Raw genomic sequence first — 20,549 nt, forward strand, 5'->3', positions numbered from 1 at the left:
GAAAGCCAGTGGTAGACGCAGCCTCCGCCCGCAGCGCTCCCCCCACCGCTCTCGAGCTTCATCGGGTCGTCAAGTCCTTCGGACCCGTCGTCGCCCTCCGCTCGGGCAGCCTCACACTCCGCTCGGGGTCGATCCACGCCCTCATCGGCGAGAACGGCGCAGGCAAGTCGACGCTCGTCAAGATCATGGCGGGTCTGTACCGCCGCGACTCGGGCGACTTCCGCCTGCACGGCGAAGACGTCGACTTCACCAGCACCGCCCAGTCGAAGGCCGCGGGCATCGCGGTCATCTACCAGGAGCCCACGCTGTTCCCCGACCTCTCGGTCACCGAGAACATCTTCATGGGTCGCCAGCCCACAGGCTTCCTCGGACGCATCGACCGCAAGGCCATGCGCACCGAGGTCGACCAGATCTTCCGCCGCCTCGGTGTCGCGCTCGACCCGGACCGCATCACCGAGGGGCTGTCGATCGCCGACCAGCAGATCATCGAGATCGCCAAGGCCATCTCGCTCGACGCCAGCGTTCTGATCATGGACGAGCCGACGGCGGCGCTCAGCGGTGTCGAGGTCGATCGCCTGTTCACCGTCGCCCGGAGCCTGCGCGACGAGGGCAGGGCGATCCTGTTCATCTCGCACCGCTTCGACGAGGTGTTCGATCTGTGCGACACCGTCACGGTCATGCGCGACGGCGCCTACATCGACACCACGTCGATCGCCGAGACGACCGTCGACGACCTCGTCCGCCAGATGGTGGGCCGTGACGTCACCGAGCTCTTCCCCAAGCAGGAGGCCGCGCTCGGCGAACCGCTGCTCGAAGTGCAGGGGCTGACCAGCCCCGGAGTCTTCCACGACATCTCCTTCACGGTGCGAGCGGGAGAGATCGTCGCGCTCGCCGGACTCGTCGGAGCCGGTCGCTCCGAGGTCGCCCGCGCCGTCTTCGGCGTCGACCCGTACGGCCAGGGCGAGGTGCGGATGCTCGGCGCAGCCGTCGCGCGCCGCAACCCCACCGCCGCGATGCGCAGCGGACTGGCTCTCGTGCCGGAGGACCGCCGCAAGCAGGGGCTCGTCATCGACGCCAGCGTCGGCGGCAACATCACGCTGGCGATCCGTCGTCGTCTGTCGAAGTGGGGCCTGATCACGAGCGGCATCGAGAACCGCGCGGCCCGCGAGTGGGCGTCGCGCCTCGAGGTGAAGACCCACGCGCTCGACACCGTCTCATCCACCCTCTCCGGCGGAAACCAGCAGAAGGTCGTCCTCGCGAAGTGGCTCGCCACCGACCCGCGTGTCCTGATCATCGACGAGCCGACCCGCGGCATCGACGTCGGCACGAAGTCCGAGGTGCACCGCCTTCTCTCGCAGCTCGCGGGAGAGGGCATGGGGATCCTGATGATCTCGTCGGAGCTCCCCGAGGTCCTCGGCATGGCCGACCGCGTGCTCGTGATGCGCGAAGGCCGCATCACCGCCGAGATCTCCCGCGACGACGCCACCAGCGAGAACGTCATGTTCGCCGCCACTCACTCATCGGAGCAGCACTCATGAGCCTCACCACAGCCCCCGCGGCCGCCGCTCCGGCGATCGCGAAGAAGCCGGGCGGCATCGGTCGCGCGCGCGAGTTCGGGATCCTCGCCGCCCTCGTGCTCGTCGTGATCGCCGCCACCGTGAAGAACCCGGCCTTCCTGTTCAGCGCCGACGGCTGGCGCGACCTGCTGCTGACCCCCTCGATCCTCATGCTCGTGGCGGTCGGCCAGGCGATCGTGATCATCACGCGCAACGTCGACCTCTCGGTGGGGTCGGTGATGGGCCTGACGGCGTATCTGACCGGGCGGCTGTTCGTCGACGTCCCCGGCATCCCGATCGTCGTCGTCGTGATCGCGGCCGTGCTGCTCGGCGCCTTCCTCGGCCTCGTGAACGGCGCGCTGGTCGCGTTCGCGAAGGTGCCGGCGATGGTGATCACGCTCGGCACGCTGTATGCCTACCGCGGCATCAACGTGCTGTGGACGGGCAGCGACCGCATCAACGCCTCCGACATGCCCAAGGACTTCCTGGGGCTCGGCACGCAGCAGATCCTGTTCATCCCCGTGCTGTCGATCATCGCGGTCATCGTCCTCGCGCTCGCCGCCTGGTACCTGCGAAACACCCGCGGCGGCCGCGAGTACTACGCGATCGGATCCGACCCCTCGGCCGCCGAGCTCTACGGACTCAAGGTCACCCGCCGCGTGCTGTCGGCGTTCATCCTCTCGGGTGCGCTCGCCGGCCTCGCCGGTGTGTTCTACGCCGCGCGGTACGGGTCGATCAGCTCGCAGGCCGGCTCCGGATGGGAGCTGGATGCGGTCGGCGCGGCCGTCATCGGCGGCATCGCGATCACCGGCGGCGTCGGCACGGTCTGGGGAGCGGCCATCGGCGCGATGCTCCTGATGACCATCAACCGCGCGCTGCCGATCCTCGGCATCCCCGACTTCTGGCAGCGCGCCGTCGTCGGCGTGCTCATCATCGGGGCCATCGTGCTCGACCGCGTGCTCGCCGTGCGGCAGAGACGCCAGCTCATCGAGGCAAGGGACGAATCATGACAACGACGACGACCACCTCGTCCACCCGCGTCATCCGCGACTACGACCGCCCGCTCTGGCGGCGCGTGTTCGTCAACCGCGAGTTCGCGATCATCGCCCTGCTGGTGCTCGTGACGATCGTCGCCGCAGTGTCGATCCGCGGCTTCGCACAGCCGATCACGGCCAACTACCTGCTGCTCGACGTCGCGCCGATCCTGCTCATCGCCCTGCCGATGACGCTCGTCATGATCACCGGTGAGATCGACCTGTCGGTCGGCTCGATGGTCGGGCTCGCGAGCGTCGTCACGGGCGTGCTCACCGAATCCGGTGCGCCGTTCGAGGTCGCGGCCCTCGCGGCTCTGCTCGTCGGTGTGGTCGGCGGCGCGTTCAACGGGTTCCTCGTCACGATCGTCGGTCTGCCGTCGCTCGCCGTGACGATCGGTACCCTCGCGCTCTTCCGCGGTCTCGCGGTCGGACTGCTTGGCACCACCGCCGTGACCGACTTCCCCGAGACCTGGACGGCGCTCGCGAAGGCGAAGATCGCCGGCACGACGATCCCGTACATCGTGATCCCGTTCCTGATCCTGCTCGTCCTGTTCGTCGTGCTGCTGCACTTCACGCCGTTCGGCCGTGGGGTGTTCGCGATCGGACTCTCGAAGGACGCCGCCCGCTTCTCGGGAGTCAACGTCGAGCGCACGAAGTTCATCCTGTTCGTGCTCTCGGGCGTGGTCGCAGCCTTCGCCGGCATCTTCTACACGCTGCGCTTCGGGAGCGCCCGAGGCGACAACGCCACCGGGCTCGAGCTGCAGGTGATCGCGGCCGTCGTGCTCGGCGGGGTCTCCGTCTTCGGCGGACGAGGGCACCTGCACGGCGTCGTCGCCGCCGTGCTCCTGATCGGGGTCCTGGGCAGCAGCCTGCGCCTCGCCGGCGTCACCTCCGACGTCATCAACATCATCACCGGCGGTCTGCTGATCTTCTCGGTCGTCGCAGCCAGCGTCCTCGCCTGGGCGCAGCGCGCCCGTGCGAAGGCCGGTCCGCCGCTCCGCGTCGCAGCCTCCCCCGCACCATGAGGCAGCCTCTCATCGCCGGCATCCGCCTGCGGTGATCATCACGAAAGGAAGAACAATGACGTTTGCACGTAAGAAGATCGCTGCGTTCGCGGCGGTCGCCGTGGCCGCAGCGCTCGTGCTGACCGGCTGCGCCGACACCAGCGGCGGCTCCGGCGGCTCCGGCTCGGAGGGCGACGGCGGGTCCGACAACTTCGCGATCACGTTCCTGCCGAAGAACCTCGGCAACCCGTACTTCGACACCTCGAGCGAGGGCGGCAAGAAGGCCGTCGACGAGTTCGGCGGCACGTTCGCCGAGGTCGGTCCGGCAGAGGCCACCCCTGACGCGCAGGTCAGCTACATCAACACCGCGACGCAGCAGGCCGTCGGCGCGCTGGTCGTCTCGGCCAACGACCCGAAGGCGATCTGCGACGCGCTGAACGAGGCGCGCGACGCCGGCGTCAAGGTCGTCACCTTCGACTCCGACACGAACCCCGAGTGCCGCGACCTGTTCATCAACCAGGCCGACTCCGAGGGCATCGCCAAGGTGCAGGTCGACCTGATCGCCGACCAGATCGGTGGCGCGGGCGAGGTCGCGATCCTGTCGGCATCCGCCAACGCGACCAACCAGAACGCCTGGATCGACCTGATGAAGGAGTACGTCGCCAGCGAGTACCCCGACATCACGATCGTCGAGACCGTCTACGGTGACGACGACGACCAGACGTCGTTCGACAAGACCGCAGCCCTGCTGCAGAGCCACCCGAACCTGAAGGGCATCATCTCGCCCACCACGGTCGGCATCGCCGCTGCGGCACGCTACGTGTCGACCTCGGACTACAAGGGCAAGGTCGCGATCACGGGTCTCGGCACGCCGAACCAGATGCGCGAGTACGTCGAGGACGGCACCGTCACCGCGTTCGCGCTGTGGAACCCGGCCGACCTCGGCTACCTGGCGGCATTCGCTGCCAAGGCGCTGATCGCGGGAGACATCACCGGTGAAGAGGGCGACACCTTCGACGCCGGAGACCTGGGCGAGTACACCGTCGGCGCCGACGGCGTCGTCCTTCTCGGCGACCCGTTCGAGTTCAACGCGGACAACATCGGCGACTTCGACTTCTGAGTCACCTCATGAGGGGCGTCGGGCTTCGGCCCGGCGCCCCTTTCGTGTGTCCGGGGGCAGGCCGCAGCTCTCCGCCCGTCCTGCGCGTGTCCCGAGCGACACACCTGCATGCCGAAGGTACGGATGGATGCCGAGAAAGGGTGTTCTCGGCATCCATTCGTGATCCGGGCAGCCACCTGTGCACTGTGGTGTCAGTCACCCGAGAGCAGAGGCGGGTCCGCGCGGGTCGAGGGCAACCCGATCGACGGACGTCCGCCGCTGCATCCGTCCCGCGGGGCGTAGATCCCGCTCGGGGCGGCATGCCTGATACACATGGCTGCCGAAAGTACGGATGGATGCCGAGAAAGGGTGTTCTCGGCATCCATCCGTGATCCGGGCAGCCAACTGTACGCAGCGGCGTCAGTCGCCCGAGAGCAGAGGCGGGTCAGCGCGGGTCGAAGCGCTCCGGCTCGTGGGTTGCCGCGACGAGCGCGCGCAGCTCCTCGAGCGTCGACGGCGCGGCGCCGAGGGCACGCGCCTGCACGAGCACGTTGCCGAGGGCGGTCGCCTCGACAGGCCCCGCGAGCACCGGAAGGCCGGTGCGATCGGCCGTCGCCTGGCACAGCAGGCGGTTCAGCGAACCGCCACCGACCAGATGGATGCTGTCGAGCTCGCGCCCCGACAGATCGGATGCCGTCTGCACGGCGTCCGCGAACGCCGTCGCGATCGACTCGACGATCGAGCGGGCGAACGCCGGCCGCGTCGACGGAGCATCCGCCCCGAGGAGCGCCGCGATGCGCGCCGGCATATCGCCCGGTGCGGCGAGCGACGCGTCGTTCGCGTCGAACAGCGGCACGTCGGCGTCGACCGCCGATGCCGCAGCCAGCAGCTCGGGCAGGTCGATCGACGAGCCGTCCTCCGCCTCCCACGCGCGCACGGTCTCGCTCAGCAGCCAGAGTCCCGTCACGTTGTGCAGGAAGCGGTAGCGGCTGTCGACTCCCAGCTCGTGCGTGAAGTTCGCCTCGCGCGCGGCATCCGTCAGCACCGGGTCTGTCAGCTCGACGCCGACCAGGCCCCAGGTGCCGCACGAGATGTACGCGGAGTGCGGGGTCGACAGGGGAGCGGCGACGACGGCGGATGCCGTGTCGTGCGAGCCGACCGCGATCACGGGCAGGTCCTTGCCGATGCGTTCAGCCAGGTCGGCGCGGAGCATGCCGATCGTCGCGCCCGGGTCGACCAGCGGAGGCAGGATCCCCGACGGGATGCCGAGGCGATCTGCCAGCTCGGTGTCCCACTCGCCCGACTCGACGCCGAGCAGACCCGTGGTCGACGCGTTCGTGCGCTCGGCGACGGCCGTTCCGGTGAGCAGGAACGCGATGAGATCAGGGATCAGCAGGGCGGTATTGGCGTCGGCGAGACGGGTGTCGACACGGTACTGGTACAGCGTGTTGAACGGCAGGAACTGCAGTCCGTTGCGCTGGTACAGCTCGGCGAACGGAGCGATCGCGTGCACTTCGTCGACGCCGCGCACGGTGCGGTCGTCGCGATAGTGGAACGGCTCGGCGAGAAGCGCGCCGTCGTTCAGCAGGCCGTAGTCGACGGCCCACGAGTCGATGCCGATGCTCTCGATTCCCGGCTCGCGGCGCACGGCCTCGGCGAGGCCTTCGACGACGTGCTCGTAGAGAGCGCCGAAGTCCCAGTGTAGGCCGTCCTCGCGCTCGACGGGTCCGTTCGGGAACCGCGAGACGAGTTCGAGGTCGAGCCGGCCGTCGCCGATCCGCCCGATCATGACGCGACCGCTGGTCGCCCCGAGGTCGACGGCGGCGACGGACCGGACCGTCATCGCAGGAACGCCGCGGCGACGCCGGAGTCGACCGGGATGTGCAGCCCGGTGGTGCGGCTGAGTTCGGGGCCGGTCAGCACGTACACGGCATCCGCCACGTTCTCGGGAACGACCTCGCGCTTGAGGATCGTACGGTTCGCGTAGAACTGGCCGAGGTCCTCTTCGGCGACGCCGTAGGTCGCGGCGCGGTTCGCACCCCAGCCCGAGGCGAAGATGCCCGAGCCGCGCACGACGCCGTCGGGGTTGATGCCGTTGACACGGATGCCGAACTCGCCGAGCTCGACGGCCAGCAGCCGCACCTGGTGCGCCTGATCGGCCTTCGTCGCCGAGTAGGCGATGTTGTTCGGGCCGGCGAAGACGGAGTTCTTCGACGAGATGTAGATGATGTCGCCGCCGAGCTTCTGGTCGATCAGCACGCGTGCCGCGGCCTTCGACACGAGGAACGAGCCCTTGGCCATGACATCGTGCTGCAGGTCCCAGTCTTTCTCGGTGGTCTCGAGCAGCGGCTTCGACAGCGAGAGTCCGGCGTTGTTGACGACGAGGTCGACGCCGCCGAAGGCGAGCACGGCGTCGTTCAGCGCGGCCTGGATCGCATCCGCGTCGGCGACGTTCGCCGCGACGCCGATCGCGACGTCGGTGTTTCCGAGCTCGGCGGCAGCGGCCTTGGCCTTCTCGAGGTCGAGGTCGGCGATGACGACGCAGGCGCCCTCGGCTGCGAGACGGGTGGCGATCGCCTTGCCGATGCCGCTGGCAGCACCGGTCACGAACGCGATGCGGCCCTGGTGCGACTTCGGCTTCGGCATCCGCTGCAGCTTCGCCTCTTCCAAAGCCCAGTACTCGATGTCGAACTTCTCGGCGTCGGAGATGGGGGAGTAGGTCGACAGGGCCTCGGCGCCACGCATCACGTTGATCGCGTTGACGTAGAACTCTCCGGCGACCCGGGCGGTCTGCTTGTTCGCGCCGTACGAGAACATGCCGATGCCGGGCACGAGCACGATGAGCGGGTCGGCGCCGCGGATCGCCGGCGACTCGCTCGTCGCGTGTGCGTCGTAGTACGCCTGGTAGTCGGCGCGGTACTCGGAGTGCAGCTCGTGCAGACGGGCGATCTGCTCGTCGGCGGATGCCGTGACCGGAAGGTCGAGGATGAGCGGCTTGACCTTGGTGCGCAGGAAGTGGTCGGGGCAGCTGGTGCCGAGGGCCGCGAGCTCGGGGGCGCGGTCGGAGGCGAGGAAGTCGAGCACGACGTCGGAGTCGGTGAAGTGGCCGACCATCGGCTTGTCGGTCGATGCGATGCCGCGGATGGTGCCGGCGAGGGCGGCGGCGCGCTCGCGACGCTCAGCCTCGGGGAGGGCCTCGAAGCCGGCACGGACACCGCCGAACGGGTCGGCCTTGCCGTTGGCCTCGATGTAGGCGGCTGCGGTGTCGATGATCCACAGCGAGTTGGCCTCGGCCTCCTCCGACGTGTCACCCCAGGCGGTGATGCCGTGTCCGCCGAGGATCGTGCCGATCGCCTGCGGGTTCTTCGCCTTGATCGCGGCGATGTCGAGTCCGAGCTGGAAGCCGGGACGACGCCACGGCACCCAGACGACCTTGTCGCCGAAGATCTTCGTGGTCAGTGCTTCGCCGTCGGCGGCGGTCGCGATCGCGATGCCGGAGTCGGGGTGCAGGTGGTCGACGTGTGCGGCGTCGACGAGGCCGTGCATCGCGGTGTCGATCGACGGGGCGGCGCCGCCCTTGCCGTGCAGGCAGTAGTCGAACGCGGCGACCATCTCGTCTTCGCGCTCGAGGCCGGGGTAGACGTCGACGAGCGCGCGCATGCGGTCGAGGCGCAGCACCGCGAGCCCCTGCTCCTTCAAGGTGCCCAGGTCGCCGCCGGATCCCTTGACCCACATCAGCTCGACCGGCTGCCCCGTGACCGGGTCGGTCTCGGTACCCTTCGCCGACGTGTTGCCGCCGGCGTAGTTGGTGTTCTTGGGGTCGGCGCCCAGGCGGTTCGACCGCTCGATGAGGGCGGCGGCGGTGGGGTTGGTCATGGCTGTTCCTTGTTCTCGGGAGAAGTGGCGAGGATGCGGGCGGCGAAGCGGTCGATCGATGCTGTCGCCCCCGCGTGTTCCGGTCGGTTGAGGTGGCCGTGGCGGGTGCCGGGCTCGGTCGAGATGTCGAGATCGACACCGGCGGCTGTCAGCGAGGCGCCGAAGGCCTCACCCGAGACGCGCAGCTCGTCGACCTCGTCGTTGATCATGATCGTGGCGGGGAAGCGTGAGAGCTCTTCGACCGATGCGGTGCCGGACACCGCGTAGACCTCGGCGTCGTCGACAGAGCCGCCGAGGTAGTTCTCGTACATGACGCGAACCGGGTCGGGGCCGAACGTGTCCGCCTCCGGATCCGCGTCGAGCGCCGCGCGCAGCGCAGCATCCGGTGTTCCCTGCACGGCGTGCAGCGTCGGATACGCGAGCACCGCGAGAGCGGGGACGGGTCCGGAACCGTGGCTGAGGCGGAGCGCCGCACCGGTCGCGAGGTTGCCGCCCGCGCTCGCTCCGCCGATCGACCACGGACCGTCTGCGAGATCGGAGTCGACGGCCCAGCGGAAGGCGGCCTCGACTTCGTCGGAGGCGACGGGGTAGTGCACGCCGTCGCGCTCGGGGGCTCCGGCGGCCTCGGCCCAGGCGCGGGGGAACGGTGCGAGGGAATAGTCCACAGACACCACCACGATGCCGCGGTCCGCGAAGCTCCGCGCGACCCAGTCGGCCTCGGGCATCTCGATCTCGCCGGCGGCGAACCCGCCGCCGTGCACCCAGACGAGTCCAGGACCCGCGGGGTTCTCCGGCGTGTACACGCGCACACGCAGCGGGCCGTGCGGTCCGTCGAGAACCTGATCGCTCACAGCATCATCCGTTCTGTCGATGGGGCGTCCGGGCGCGGGGATCGGCTCCCGCACCCGAACGGGTCGATGCGCTCAGGCGCCCCAGCCGGCCTGGACGCCGCCGACGCGCTCGGCGGCGATCTTCTGCTGGTAGCCCGACTCGGCGTAGGCCGCCATCGGGTCGGCGGCCAGACCGCGCGACTCGCGCCACTCGGCGAGGGCGGGGCGCACGTCGGTGTAGAACGCGTCCATGAAGACGGCGTTCGCAGCCAGCACGTCGCCGGACTTCTGCGCCGCGGCCAGGGCGTCGCGGTCGACGATCAGCGCGCGGGCCGTCATCTCCTGCACGTTCAGCACCGAACGGATCTGGCCGGGGATCTTGTCTTCGACGTTGTGGCACTGATCGAGCATGAACGCCACATCGGGGTTGTTGAGGCCGCCGCCACGGACGACCTCGAACAGGATGCGGAACAGCTGGAACGGGTCGGCTGCGCCGACGATGAGGTCGTCATCGGCGTAGAAGCGCGAGTTGAAGTCGAACGAGCCGAGCTTGCCGAGGCGCAGCAGCTGCATGACGATGAACTCGATGTTGGTGCCGGGGGCGTGGTGGCCGGTGTCGAGGCACACCATCGCCTTGTCGCCGAGCGACGAGACCTGGGCGTACGACGTGCCCCAGTCGGGAACATCGGTGTGGTAGAACGCCGGCTCGAAGAACTTGTACTCCAGCACGAGGCGCTGGTCGTCGCCGAGGCGGGCGTAGATCTGCTGCAGCGACTCCTGCAGGCGGTCCTGGCGGCCGCGCAGGTCGGCCTGGCCGGGGTAGTTCGAGCCCTCGGCGAGCCAGATCTTCAGGTCGCGGCTGCCCGTGGCATCCATCACGTCGATGCAGGCGAGGTGGTGGTCGATCGCCTTCTGGCGGATCGCCGCGTCCTCGTGCGTCAGGGCGCCGAACTTGTAGTCGTCGTCCTGGAACGTGTTGGAGTTGACCGTGCCGAGGGTCACGCCGAGATCCTCAGCGTGCTTGCGCAGATCCGAGAACGAGTCGACGAGATCCCACGGGATGTGCAGGGCGACCGCGGGAGCGAGCGCGGTGTACTTGTTGACCTGTGCGGCATCCGCGATCTTCTCCCACGGATCGCGCGGGGTGCCCGGCGTGCCGAACACCTTGAAGCGGGTGCCGGAGTTGCCGAACGCCCAGCTGGGGAGCTCGATGCCCTGCTGCTCGAGAGCTGCGAGGTTGTCGGACGAGAGGATGCTCATGAGGCGCTGCCTTCGGTGTCGTTGCGGCTGTCTGTGTCGGATGCTGTGGAGTCGCCGGCATCGGCGAGCTGGTCTTCGAGGTGGAACACCTCGGTGAGTGTCGTGGCCGCCTGATCGGGGCGGCCGTGGAGACCGATGAAGAAGCGGCTCATCTCGGCCTCCCAGCGGGCGGCGACGGGGGATGCGGCGAGGTAGGCCTGTGCGGCGTCGTCGTCGTCGACCTCGTAGTAGCCGATCAGCGTGCCGCCGTCGGCGAGGAACAGCGAGTAGTTGCGGCGGCCGGCGGCCGCGATCTCGGCCAGCATCTCGGGCCACACGGGCGAGTGACGGGCGAGGTATTCGTCGAGCAGTTCAGGACGTACCTGCAACTGGAACGCGACGCGGGTCATGATCGTTCTCTCTTCATCGAGTGGTTTTGAATCGTTTCATTCAATGTCTCAACACTAGCATGGCCGGCCGCTCTGTCAAGCGACCGGCCATGTCTCGGATGGAGCCGCGGATCACCGCACCGTCACGGTCACGCTTCTCGAGGCCGTGGTGCCTGCGGCGTTGGAGAACTCGGCGATGTATGCGTACGTGCCGGGTGCGCGTCCGGTGATCGCTGTCTTCGCGCGCTGCGCCGAGGGGGAGGCCGCCACCAGTGCCTGCGTGTCGATCAGCACCCCGTTCTCGTAGAGCCGGTACTCGGTGCCGTTCGTGCCCCACCAGAGATCGGTGGTCGCCGTGTAGCTGCCGTCGCGATCCCAGTTGTCATGGCTGACCACGGGGACCCCGGGGGCTGCGTCCTTCACCTTCACCGTGACGGATGTCGTCGCTGTCGTCCCCTTCGCATTGATCAGGTCGCCCGTGTAGACGTAGGTGCCGTTCGCTCTGCCGCTCACCGCGACCGTGGTGAGCTGGGCCTTCGGCGAATCGGCGTCGAGCAGCTTCGTCGCTATCAGCGTCCCGTTCTCGTAGAGCCGGAACACCGCGCCGTTCACACCGTGCCAGAGGTTCATCGACACGGTGAACTCACCGTCGTGCAGACCGGTGTCCCAGCCCGAGTCCGTCGACAGCGTGCCTCGGGCGGGCTTCGCCGCAGGGCGTTCGTCGTCGTAGACCAGGATCTGAGCCTCGGCACGGGTGACCAGGCCGTCGTGGTTGACCGCGTTGACCGTGACGGTGTGCGTTCCGGCGAGGTCGGCCAGATCGATGCTCTGTCCCGGCGCGATGGGTTCGCCGTCGAACGTGATGTCGAGTGTGCGCACGCCCGACTCCGGATCCTCGGCGGTCACGTCGACCGTGAACGTCGAGGTGCTGGGGAGCAGGGTGCCGTCCGCCGGCAGCCCCGAGATGACGGGAGCCGTCTGGTCGACTGCCCCCGACGGGTCACCGGTGACCGCGATGCGCGGAGCCGGCGGCTGTTCCATGCCCTCGCCGAGGAAGAAGCTCGTCTGCGGCGGCTGGTTGTAGCCGGTGTTCTGCCAGGCGACCGAGAGCCGGTACACGGGGTCGTGCATCAGGGTCCGCAGGCGCAGATCCGTCTCGTCGATGGTCGAGTAGACCCGGAGCTCGGTCGAGTCGTCGGAGCGCCAGGCGATCTCCTCCCGCCAGTCGCCGAAGAGGTCCGCCTGCAGGTTCGGCGTCCCCTTGGTGCTGTTGTTGGAGAGCGCCCCGTCGGCCTCCAGGATGACGTCGCTCGACTCAGTCTCCCAATTCCACTTCGACACGGTCGGCACGCCTGTGGACGTCTCGGCGTTCCAGTCGTGGTCGACGATCTCCCGCAGCGGGTCTGCGTCGAACCAGGCGAGGAAGTTCGCCGCGGGGATGCGCTCGCCGATGAGCTCACCCGAGGACGACCGCAGCTGGCCGACGGGGGAGTTCCACGCGGCGTCACCGCCGATCGCCCAGCCTTCGGCGCCCTCATGCCGGGGATCGATGTCGCCGGAGGCGGCGCGGCCGGTGTCCTTGGACGCGGGAATCGACCACAGCACCTCACCCGTGCGGGCATCGCGCATCGTCGCGCCGGAGTTGCCCGAGGCTTTCATCTCCTCGTGCGCGGCGAACACCTCGAGGCCGGGGTTCGACGGAACGAGATCCGAGACATGGATCGCGTCGCCGTGACCGAGCCCTGTCGAATACAGGAGCGTGCCGTCGTCGTCGACCGTGGCTGATCCGTACACGATCTCGTCCTTCTGGTCGCCGTCGACGTCGGCGACCGACAGGTTGTGGTTGCCCATCCCGTAGAAGCCCTCGTTGCCGGCCTCGTTCGAGTCGAGCACCCAGCGCTGCGTGAGCGTCGTGCCGTCGAAGTCGTACGCGGCCATCACGGCGCGGGTGTAGTACCCACGGCTGAAGATCGCGCTCGGGTGCTCGCCGTCGAGGTACGCAGTCGCCGCGAGGAACCGGTCGACCCGGTTGCCGTAGGTGTCGCCCCACGATCCGACGTCACCTCGGGCCGGCACGTAGTCCACGGTGTCGACCGCAGCCCCCGTCAGGCCGTGGAAGACGGTGAGGTACTCGGGCCCGGTCAGCACGTAGCCCGTGCTGTTGCGGTGGTCGGCGCTCGCGTTGCCGATGGGCTGTCCCACGCCGTCGATCGTGCCGTCGGCGGTCTTCATGATCACCTCGGCGCGACCGTCGCCGTCGTAGTCGAACACCTGGAACTGCGTGTAGTGGGCGCCCGCCCGGATGTTCACGCCCAGGTCGATGCGCCACAGGCGCGTGCCGTCGAGACGGTAGGCGTCGAGGTACACGTTGCCGGTGTAACCCGACTGCGAGTTGTCCTTCGAGTTCGAGGGGTCCCACTTGACGAGGATCTCGTACTGCCCATCGCCGTCGAGGTCGCCGACGCTCGCGTCGTTGGCGCGGTACGAGTACGGCTGTCCGTCCTTCGTGTACGCGTCGGCAGGCTTGTCGAGAGGGATCGAGAGGTGGTCGCCGTCCTGCACTCCGAACTCGTCCGTCACCGTGACCTCGCGATCGTCGATGAGGCTCGTGACGAAGTACGTCGAGTCGCCCGAGCCGTCGGCGTCGAGGAGGTTGGTCGAGTCGGTGATCGGCTCGTCCGTGATGCGGGTGCCGTCACGGTAGACATGGAAGGCGATCGCATCCGGGTCGGTGCCGAGCATGCGCCAGCTGACCAGCACGCCGTCGTCCGTCTGCACTGCCGCGGGGGCACGGTCGAGATACTCGGCCTGCCGCTGCAGCACGGTGGCCGCCTCCGTGCTCAGCTGCGCGGAGTCGGGTCCTGCACCACCGGCGTTCACCGCGACAGCCGTGTAGTGATACGGGATCGTGGTCAGCACGTCGGTGTCGACGAAGCGGTTCGCGCTGGCGAAGCCGGCGAGTTCACCGCGCTCCCCCTCGATCTCGGATCGGAAGACCATCGTGTACACGGCGGTGCTCGGCTGCGCCCACGAGATCTCGACCTCGCGCTTCTCGAGCCGGTCGACCGCGAGCGCGGTGGGCGCCGACGGCACGTCGACCGCCGAGTCCACCAGCGAGACGTCGACGGATGCCGAGGGCACCGACTCGAGTCCGGTCTGGTCGACAGCGGTGACGTGATAGACGTAGTCGAGTCCCAGGCGGGCGCCGGCATCGACGAACGAGGCCGTCGTCGTCTCGCCGACGAGGGTCGACGACCTGTCGAACGCCGAGGTGCGGTACACCTTCCAGCTCATCCCCGGCTCGGCCGCCCAGGCGAGGGAGACGGTCGGCGCCGCAGGATCCGCGTCCACGTCCGTCACCTCGAGCCCCGCCGGGCCCAGCAGGATCGGGGTCACCTCGATGCCGTTGAGGCGTGTTCCTGCGGCGGCACCGTGCACCCGCACCGTGAGCTGACCGTCGGTGACGAGCACAGGGCCGCGGACCGATGAATTCACCGAGCCGGAGCCCGCATTGCCCGTTCCGAAGGCCTTGCCCTCGATGTCGAAGTTGGTCCGGGTGGAGCCGATCCAGTCGCCCGAGTAGGTCTTGACCGAGTAGGTGCCGTTCGGCACGTCGAGGAGGAACTCGCTCGAGTCCCCGGGGAGGATGAAGTCCCGCTCGAGGTCGCTCGCGCCACCCGCGGTCCCGCGGTCGCGCCCGGCGTTCGCGGCGAGCGGGGTCGCGAACCCGAATCCGGCGTCATCCGTGTACCCGTCGTCGGGGTTCACCTCGGTGTAGCCCGGCATCACGACACCGCCGGTGAGCTGGAAGTCGAACTTCCACTTCGCCTGCTTGGTCGAGAAGCTCACGGTGTTCGACGCGTCCGAGACACCCCGGCCGTTCACCGCGAACACGCGATAGCGGTACCCCGTGCCCTCGGCGAGGCCCTGCACGATGGCGCTCGTCTGCGTGGTCGTGGTCACCAACGACCAGACCTGCTCGGGGTCGGCGGTGGCCTGGCGTTCGATGCGGTAGATGTCTGAGCCCGAAGACGCATTCCACTGCAGCACGGCACCGGCATTCGAGATGGAGCCGGCCACGAGATTCGCGGGTGCGGCCGGCACCGCGGCGGGCGGCTCGACGTCGACGACCTTCGCGGCGAGGGGGTCGTCGAGCGCGGCGACATCCTGGGCGATCAGACGAGCCATCTGGATCGCACCGTAGTCCTGGAAGTGCGTGTCGTCCTGGGTGCCGGACGGGCGTCCGGGGAAGATGCCCGGATCGACCCAGAGGAACACCGACTTCGCGGCCTCCGGGCCGATCTCGTCGAGGTAGGCACGGCTCGACGCCGACAGGTCGACGAGCGAGACGCCCTCTTCGTGCGCGAGCTCGATCATCTTGGCCACGTACTCGGGGAAGCTCACGTTGGCAGCACCCGTCTCGGCATTGAAGCTGCGGCGAGAGACCGGGGTCACGAGCACGGGGGTGGCGCCGCGCTGGCGGGCCCCCTGCACATAGCTGCGCAGGTACTCCTTGTAGTCGGAGGGAGACGCGTAGCGGTCGTCGACGCCCTGAGTCGCGTCATTGTGCCCGAACTGCACGAACAGATAGTCGCCGGGGCGGATTCCGCGCAGGATCTCGTCGAGGCGGCCCTGCGTGATGAAGTTCTTCGACGACCGTCCGCCGATCGCGTGGTTCGCGAACGCGACGTCATCCGCGAAGAAGCGGTCGATCATCTGACCCCAGCCCGCCTGCGGCGCGAACGTGTCGGTGTACGTCTGCACGGTCGAGTCACCGGCGAGGTACACCGTCGGCAGCGCCCCGGGCACCCGGCTCGTCTGGCGCGTGATGGTGAGCGCGTCGAGCGCTGCCGCCGAGCCGCCGACCTGCAGGGTCAGACGCCCGTCGATGAGAGCGATCGGAAAGGCCATCTCGAGATACTCACCTGCGGGCTTGGCCGTGGTCTGCACTTTGGCGATGCCCTCCGCGGTGATCGCGATCTCGCTCGCCGCGCTGCGGTCGCCCGCGATGACGGTGACGAGGTAGTCGCCCGCCCCGAGCTGCACCTCGAAGGTGCCTCCCTGCGCTGCGACGTGGTCTCCCCGCAGCGGGTCGTCGCCGCCACGATCGACATCGGGTTCGGCGGAGGTCGGAGCGGTACTGAAGCCGTATCCCCATTCGTCGGAGAACCCGACCGTCGAGGTGACGCCGACGGCGCCGTCGGCGAGGGCGCCGGGGCCGAAGTCGAAGACGATCCGGTCGCCGGTGGGCAGGGGCGCCGGCGCCGCGTAGACCGCGGAGTCGACGGTGACGGATGCATCGGAGGCACCGGCCGCATTGCGTGCGATGACGCGGTACGACCACTTCTCGGACGTGTCGACCGTGTCGGTGAATGCGGGAGCGGACACCGTGGCGACGGCGGCGAAGGGACCGTCGGCGCCCGCCCTCTCGACGACGTACTCGTCGGCGTTCGGCGTCGCGGTCCAGGTCAGTGCGACGCTCTCCTTGGTCACCTGCGCGACGGCGAGTCCTTCAGGCGCCGCCGGCGGGGCGAGAGCCGGGATCGCGCCGCTGCGCACCTCGGCGGTGCGGGCGGACACGAGCCCGTAGGAGTTGACGGCTTCCAGCGCGTAGGCGAAGGAGTCGCCCTCGGCGACTGCGGTGTCGGAGAACGTCGTCGTCTCGATCTCGGCGATCCGACTGAAGTCGCCGACCGAATCGCCGTCGACATCGGCTCGGAGCACGCGATACGAGGTGGCGCCATCCGCGGGAGCCCAGGAGAGATCGACCGTGTTCCAGGCGACCTTGGCCACCGCGAGCTCGGCCGGGACGGCCGGGAGCACCGGGGCGACGACGAGTCCGTTGACGTAGGCCCCGAGGCCGCTTCCCGTGAAGCCCACGGTCAGCTGGCCGTCCTCGACCTTCGTGCGGAACGTCTCGGTGGCGGAGCCGCCTTTGGAAGAGAGCAGTCGAGTCTGCGCGACCCCCTCGAGCGTGAGCGTGGCGTTGGTGCTCGACGCGGTCGCGAGGGCGTCGCCGATCGTCACGGTCACGTCGTACTCGCCGGCGGGCACGCTGTCGATCAGGAAGCCCCACGAGGTCCCCGCGACGAAGTCCTCGGCGACCGGGTCTGCCGGAGTGCGGTTGCCGGTGCGGTCACGGGCGAACAGGGCGACACCGCCGGGAACCGTCACCCCCCACCCGGATGCGGCGGTGTAGAGCGAGGTCGTGAGCACCGGCTCGTATCCTTCGGCGACCGGGCTCGTGGCCGTGCCGAAGTCGAAGCGCCAGGCGCCGTCGGCGGCCGGTTCGAGTGCGGCCGACGCCGGGACGGCGGTCATGGTCGCCCCGATCACGGCGGCGATCGTGGCGGCGGCGAACCCTGCGCGCAGGCGCGAGAACGGACGGGACTTTCGTGCAGAACGGGTGGAATGCTCCACGGTTCCTCCTTGGACATCACTGGCTAAGGGGTACGACTGAGAGACCCGCGTCGGTGCGGATATCAAAAGGGGGAGCCGAGGCGAAGAGACCACTGCGTCTCGGCCGATTGATGGATCCGAATTGCCCCGGAAAACGTATTCCCGAGGGTTGGCACCGATCCTTGCATGCGGCCGGACGCAGTGGCAAGAACTTTCTTGAGACGTTTCAGGGCGGCTCTCGGATGGGAGCCCGGAGGCTCGCGCGGGTGCCGACCGTCCTGCGGGCGGGACGCGCTAGAGCGCGCTGATCACCGCGTTGTCGAGCTCGTCGGCGTCGACACCGGGGCGGACGGCGGCGTTGGTGAGCAGCACCCAGGCCACTCCGGCACCGGGGTGCACCCAGAACTCGGTGCCGGCCCAGCCGCCGTGGCCGAAGACGTCGCGGTCGACGAGCCCGGGGGCGCGGGAGCGCAGATTGAACGTGAAGCCCCAGTCCTGACCGCGCTCGTCGGGGTACGGGTCGAGGCGGGGGATGTCGCCCGTAAGCGGACGCCGCATCATGGCGAGACCGGCCGGAGAGAGGATGCCGTTGCGGCCGCCCTTGTCGATGCGCAGCAGCTCGGTGCCGAGGTGCAGCAGGTCCTCGGCTCTGCCGAGCAGGCCCGCACCCGGGGCCCGCGTCGCGTGGAACCGGTCGAGGTCGAGGCCTCCCGACGCGGCATCCGGCACTCCGATCGACTCCGCGGTGTCGAGGGTCAGGCCGATCGCGCCGATCTGCGCGGCCCACTCGAGAGTGCCGTCATCCCAGGTCGTGTCCGTCGCATGCTCGATCAGTGCCGCGATGCCCTCGAAGGCGAGTGTCGAATAGCGCGACGCGGTTCCCGCCGCGAAGTCCCGCCCGCGGGTGAGCAGTTCGTGGCGCAGCGACAGCGCCGTGTCGAGTGCCGGCTCGGAGATTCCCGACGTGTGCGAGGCGAGATGCCACAGCCGCACGATGTCATCGCGAGACGACCCGAAGTCGGGGAGTGCGTCGGTCAACGGAGTGTTCGGGGTGAGCCGGCCGCGCTCGATCGCCCTCGCTGCGGTGATGCCCGTGAGGACCTTCGTGATCGAGAACAGCGGGTAGACGGCATCCGTGGCGGCGCCGAACCCGTCGAGGCCGACGATGCCGTCGGCCGTCGCGATACCGACGACGGCGGTGGGCAGCCTCTCCGCATCCACGTGGCGGCGGGCCCAGTCGAACGCTGCGTCGAAGGTCATGTGTGTGCTCCCGGCCGGATCAGGTCGTCACGCTTCCCTGGCGACGATGGTGACTCTACGATAGGACCATGACACAGAAAGCGCTTTCCCACCCGGCCGCGCTCATCGACGGTCAGCACCCGACCCGTTCTGTGTTGCGTCTCGTCGCGCGCCGCCCCTGGCGCCTCACGTTCGCGATCACCGCGTTCGCGGTGAAGGAGATCCCGCTGTGGTTCCTGCCGGTGATCACCGCCGCGATCATCGATGTCGTGGCGAGCAAGGGCGACGTCACCGAGGTGCTCTGGTGGTTCGCGCTCGCCGCCGTCCTCCTGCTCCAGAACTATCCGAACCACATCATCTACACGCGCAACTTCATGACCGTGGTGCGCGACCTCGGCGCCGATCTGCGCAACGCCCTCACCGCCCGCCTGCAGAGCCTGTCGATCGGTTATCACACGCGCATGAGCTCATCGATCGTGCAGACCAAGGTCGTGCGTGACGTCGAGAACGTCGAGCTCATGCTGCAGCAGGTCACGCATCCACTGCTCTCGTCGACCATGGTCATGCTCGGAGCGCTCGCCATGACGGCGGTCACGGTGCCGCAGTTCCTGCCCGTCTATGCTCTCGCCGTGCCCATCGCGATCGGCATCCGCTACGGCATGCGCAACCGCTCGAAGCGCCGCAACGAGGTGTTCCGCCGAGAGATCGAGACGCTGTCGGCGCGCGTCGGCGAGATGGCCTCGCTGATCCCGGTGACCCGGGCCCACGGCCTCGAGGAGACGGCGATCACGCGAGTCGCGGGCGGCGCCGACGGAGTGCGCCGGGCGGGCCTCGACCTCGATCTTCTCAACGGCCGCGTCGCCTCGATCTCGTGGGTCGCGATGCAGCTGCTCGGGGTCGCGTGCCTCATGCTCGCCGCCGTGTGTGCGCTCACGGGTTTCCTGCCCATCACGCCCGGTGAGGTCGTGATGCTCTCGAGCTATTTCACGCTGCTGACCGGCGGACTCACGCAGCTGCTCATGCTCATCCCCGTCGGTGCCCGCGGTCTCGAGTCCGTCCGTTCGATCGCCGAGGTGCTGCAGGAGCCCGACGTCGAGCAGAACTCCGGCAAGCGCACGGTCGCGGCCGTCACCGGCGAGATCGTGCTCGAGTCGGCGACCCATCGATACGCGGATGCCGAGGACGATGCCCTGTTCGAGATCGACCTGCGCATCGCGCCGGGGGAGACGGTCGCCTTCGTCGGGTCATCGGGGTCGGGCAAGTCGACGCTCCTCAACCTCGTGCTCGGCTTCGTCCGACCGACGAGCGGCCGGATCATGCTCGACAAGCAGGACATGCAGGAGCTCGACCTCCGGACGGTGCGTCGATCCATCTCGGTCGTCCCTCAGGAGTCGGTGCTGTTCGAGGGGTCGGTCTTCGAGAACATCGCCTACGGCATGCCCGACGTCACTCCGGATCGGGTCGAGCAGGCGTTGCGGGATGCCAACGCGTGGGAGTTCGTCAGCGAGCAGCCTCACGGGTGGGACACGGTCGTCGGCGAGCGAGGGGCACGGCTCTCGGGTGGGCAGCGTCAGCGACTGGCGATCGCCCGCGCACTGGTGCGAGACCCCAGGATCCTGCTGCTCGACGAAGCGACGAGCGCCCTCGACCCCGAGTCCGAGGGGCTCGTGAAGGAGGCTCTCGAACGGCTCATGCGCGGGCGCACGACCCTGGTCGTCGCCCACCGCCTGTCGACGATCCGTCAGGCCGACCGCATCATCGTCCTCGAACACGGACGCATCGTCGAACAGGGCTCGCACGACGAACTGCTCGCCGCCGACGGGCGCTACGCTCGGCTGCACCTGGTGCAGAACGGCCTGAGATGACACCGACTCACCGTCCTGA

Annotated in this window: 12 protein-coding genes; 5 read left to right on the forward strand and 7 right to left on the reverse strand. The window is 68.9% G+C overall.

Features of this window, described 5'->3' with window-relative positions:
- Positions 1-8: 8 nt before the first annotated feature.
- Genes JOF42_RS05815 through rhaS form a run of 4 tightly spaced genes read left to right on the forward strand, consistent with a single transcriptional unit; the run spans position 9 to position 4,714 of the window.
- A complete protein-coding gene (locus JOF42_RS05815) occupies positions 9-1,538 on the forward strand; it encodes a sugar ABC transporter ATP-binding protein (protein ID WP_210096996.1) in 1,530 nt (509 codons plus the stop codon).
- On the forward strand, positions 1,535-2,566 hold the full coding sequence (locus tag JOF42_RS05820; RefSeq protein ID WP_210096997.1) for an ABC transporter permease: 1,032 nt from the start codon (positions 1,535-1,537) through the stop codon (positions 2,564-2,566). Before JOF42_RS05815 ends, JOF42_RS05820 begins: the two co-directional genes overlap by 4 nt.
- Positions 2,563-3,615 carry an ABC transporter permease gene (locus tag JOF42_RS05825; RefSeq protein WP_210096998.1) on the forward strand — a complete coding sequence of 351 codons (1,053 nt, stop codon included), beginning with the start codon at positions 2,563-2,565 and terminating at the stop codon, positions 3,613-3,615. The genes JOF42_RS05820 and JOF42_RS05825 overlap by 4 nt, the downstream gene beginning before the upstream one ends.
- A gap of 55 nt (positions 3,616-3,670) precedes the next feature.
- Complete coding sequence (gene rhaS, locus JOF42_RS05830; protein WP_210096999.1) at positions 3,671-4,714, forward strand: rhamnose ABC transporter substrate-binding protein; 1,044 nt, start codon at positions 3,671-3,673, stop codon at positions 4,712-4,714.
- A 424-nt stretch (positions 4,715-5,138) separates the two neighbouring features.
- Here rhaS and JOF42_RS05835 read toward each other — a convergent pair whose 3' ends face one another.
- The 7 genes from JOF42_RS05835 to JOF42_RS05865 form a co-directional block, all read right to left on the reverse strand.
- Positions 5,139-6,536 carry a rhamnulokinase gene (locus tag JOF42_RS05835; RefSeq protein WP_210097000.1) on the reverse strand — a complete coding sequence of 466 codons (1,398 nt, stop codon included), beginning with the start codon at positions 6,534-6,536 and terminating at the stop codon, positions 5,139-5,141.
- Positions 6,533-8,569: a bifunctional aldolase/short-chain dehydrogenase gene (locus JOF42_RS05840; RefSeq protein ID WP_210097001.1), complete on the reverse strand. Its 2,037-nt coding sequence runs from the start codon at positions 8,567-8,569 to the stop codon at positions 6,533-6,535. The genes JOF42_RS05835 and JOF42_RS05840 overlap by 4 nt, the downstream gene beginning before the upstream one ends.
- Positions 8,566-9,420, reverse strand: a complete 855-nt coding sequence (locus JOF42_RS05845; protein ID WP_307803554.1) for an alpha/beta hydrolase — start codon at positions 9,418-9,420, stop codon at positions 8,566-8,568. Before JOF42_RS05845 ends, JOF42_RS05840 begins: the two co-directional genes overlap by 4 nt.
- 72 nt (positions 9,421-9,492) lie before the next feature.
- Entirely contained in the window at positions 9,493-10,659 is a 1,167-nt protein-coding gene (gene rhaI, locus JOF42_RS05850; protein WP_210097002.1) for an L-rhamnose isomerase, read from the reverse strand.
- Complete coding sequence (locus tag JOF42_RS05855) at positions 10,656-11,048, reverse strand: L-rhamnose mutarotase (protein WP_210097003.1); 393 nt, start codon at positions 11,046-11,048, stop codon at positions 10,656-10,658. The genes rhaI and JOF42_RS05855 overlap by 4 nt, the downstream gene beginning before the upstream one ends.
- Positions 11,049-11,159: 111 nt before the next feature.
- Positions 11,160-17,447, reverse strand: coding sequence for a rhamnogalacturonan lyase family protein (locus JOF42_RS18065; RefSeq protein WP_343847735.1), 6,288 nt, complete (start codon positions 17,445-17,447; stop codon positions 11,160-11,162).
- 273 nt (positions 17,448-17,720) lie between these two features.
- Entirely contained in the window at positions 17,721-18,686 is a 966-nt protein-coding gene (locus tag JOF42_RS05865; protein WP_210097004.1) for a serine hydrolase domain-containing protein, read from the reverse strand.
- Between the two features lie 68 nt (positions 18,687-18,754).
- On the opposite strand from JOF42_RS05865, the gene JOF42_RS05870 reads away from it, so the two are divergent.
- Complete coding sequence (locus tag JOF42_RS05870) at positions 18,755-20,530, forward strand: ABC transporter ATP-binding protein (RefSeq protein WP_210097005.1); 1,776 nt, start codon at positions 18,755-18,757, stop codon at positions 20,528-20,530.
- Positions 20,531-20,549 lie beyond the last annotated feature (19 nt).

This window comes from Microbacterium phyllosphaerae (genome assembly GCF_017876435.1).
Lineage (GTDB): Bacteria > Actinomycetota > Actinomycetes > Actinomycetales > Microbacteriaceae > Microbacterium > Microbacterium phyllosphaerae.

Coding starts and splice junctions, on each gene's coding strand:
- rhaS (WP_210096999.1), top strand. CDS start 3,671: ATGACGTTTGCACGTAAGAAGATCGCTGCGTTCGCGGCGGTCGCCGTG.
- JOF42_RS05840 (WP_210097001.1), bottom strand. CDS start 8,569: ATGACCAACCCCACCGCCGCCGCCCTCATCGAGCGGTCGAACCGCCTG.
- JOF42_RS05865 (WP_210097004.1), bottom strand. CDS start 18,686: ATGACCTTCGACGCAGCGTTCGACTGGGCCCGCCGCCACGTGGATGCG.
- rhaI (WP_210097002.1), bottom strand. CDS start 10,659: ATGAGCATCCTCTCGTCCGACAACCTCGCAGCTCTCGAGCAGCAGGGC.
- JOF42_RS05835 (WP_210097000.1), bottom strand. CDS start 6,536: ATGACGGTCCGGTCCGTCGCCGCCGTCGACCTCGGGGCGACCAGCGGT.
- JOF42_RS05870 (WP_210097005.1), top strand. CDS start 18,755: ATGACACAGAAAGCGCTTTCCCACCCGGCCGCGCTCATCGACGGTCAG.
- JOF42_RS05820 (WP_210096997.1), top strand. CDS start 1,535: ATGAGCCTCACCACAGCCCCCGCGGCCGCCGCTCCGGCGATCGCGAAG.
- JOF42_RS05855 (WP_210097003.1), bottom strand. CDS start 11,048: ATGACCCGCGTCGCGTTCCAGTTGCAGGTACGTCCTGAACTGCTCGAC.
- JOF42_RS05825 (WP_210096998.1), top strand. CDS start 2,563: ATGACAACGACGACGACCACCTCGTCCACCCGCGTCATCCGCGACTAC.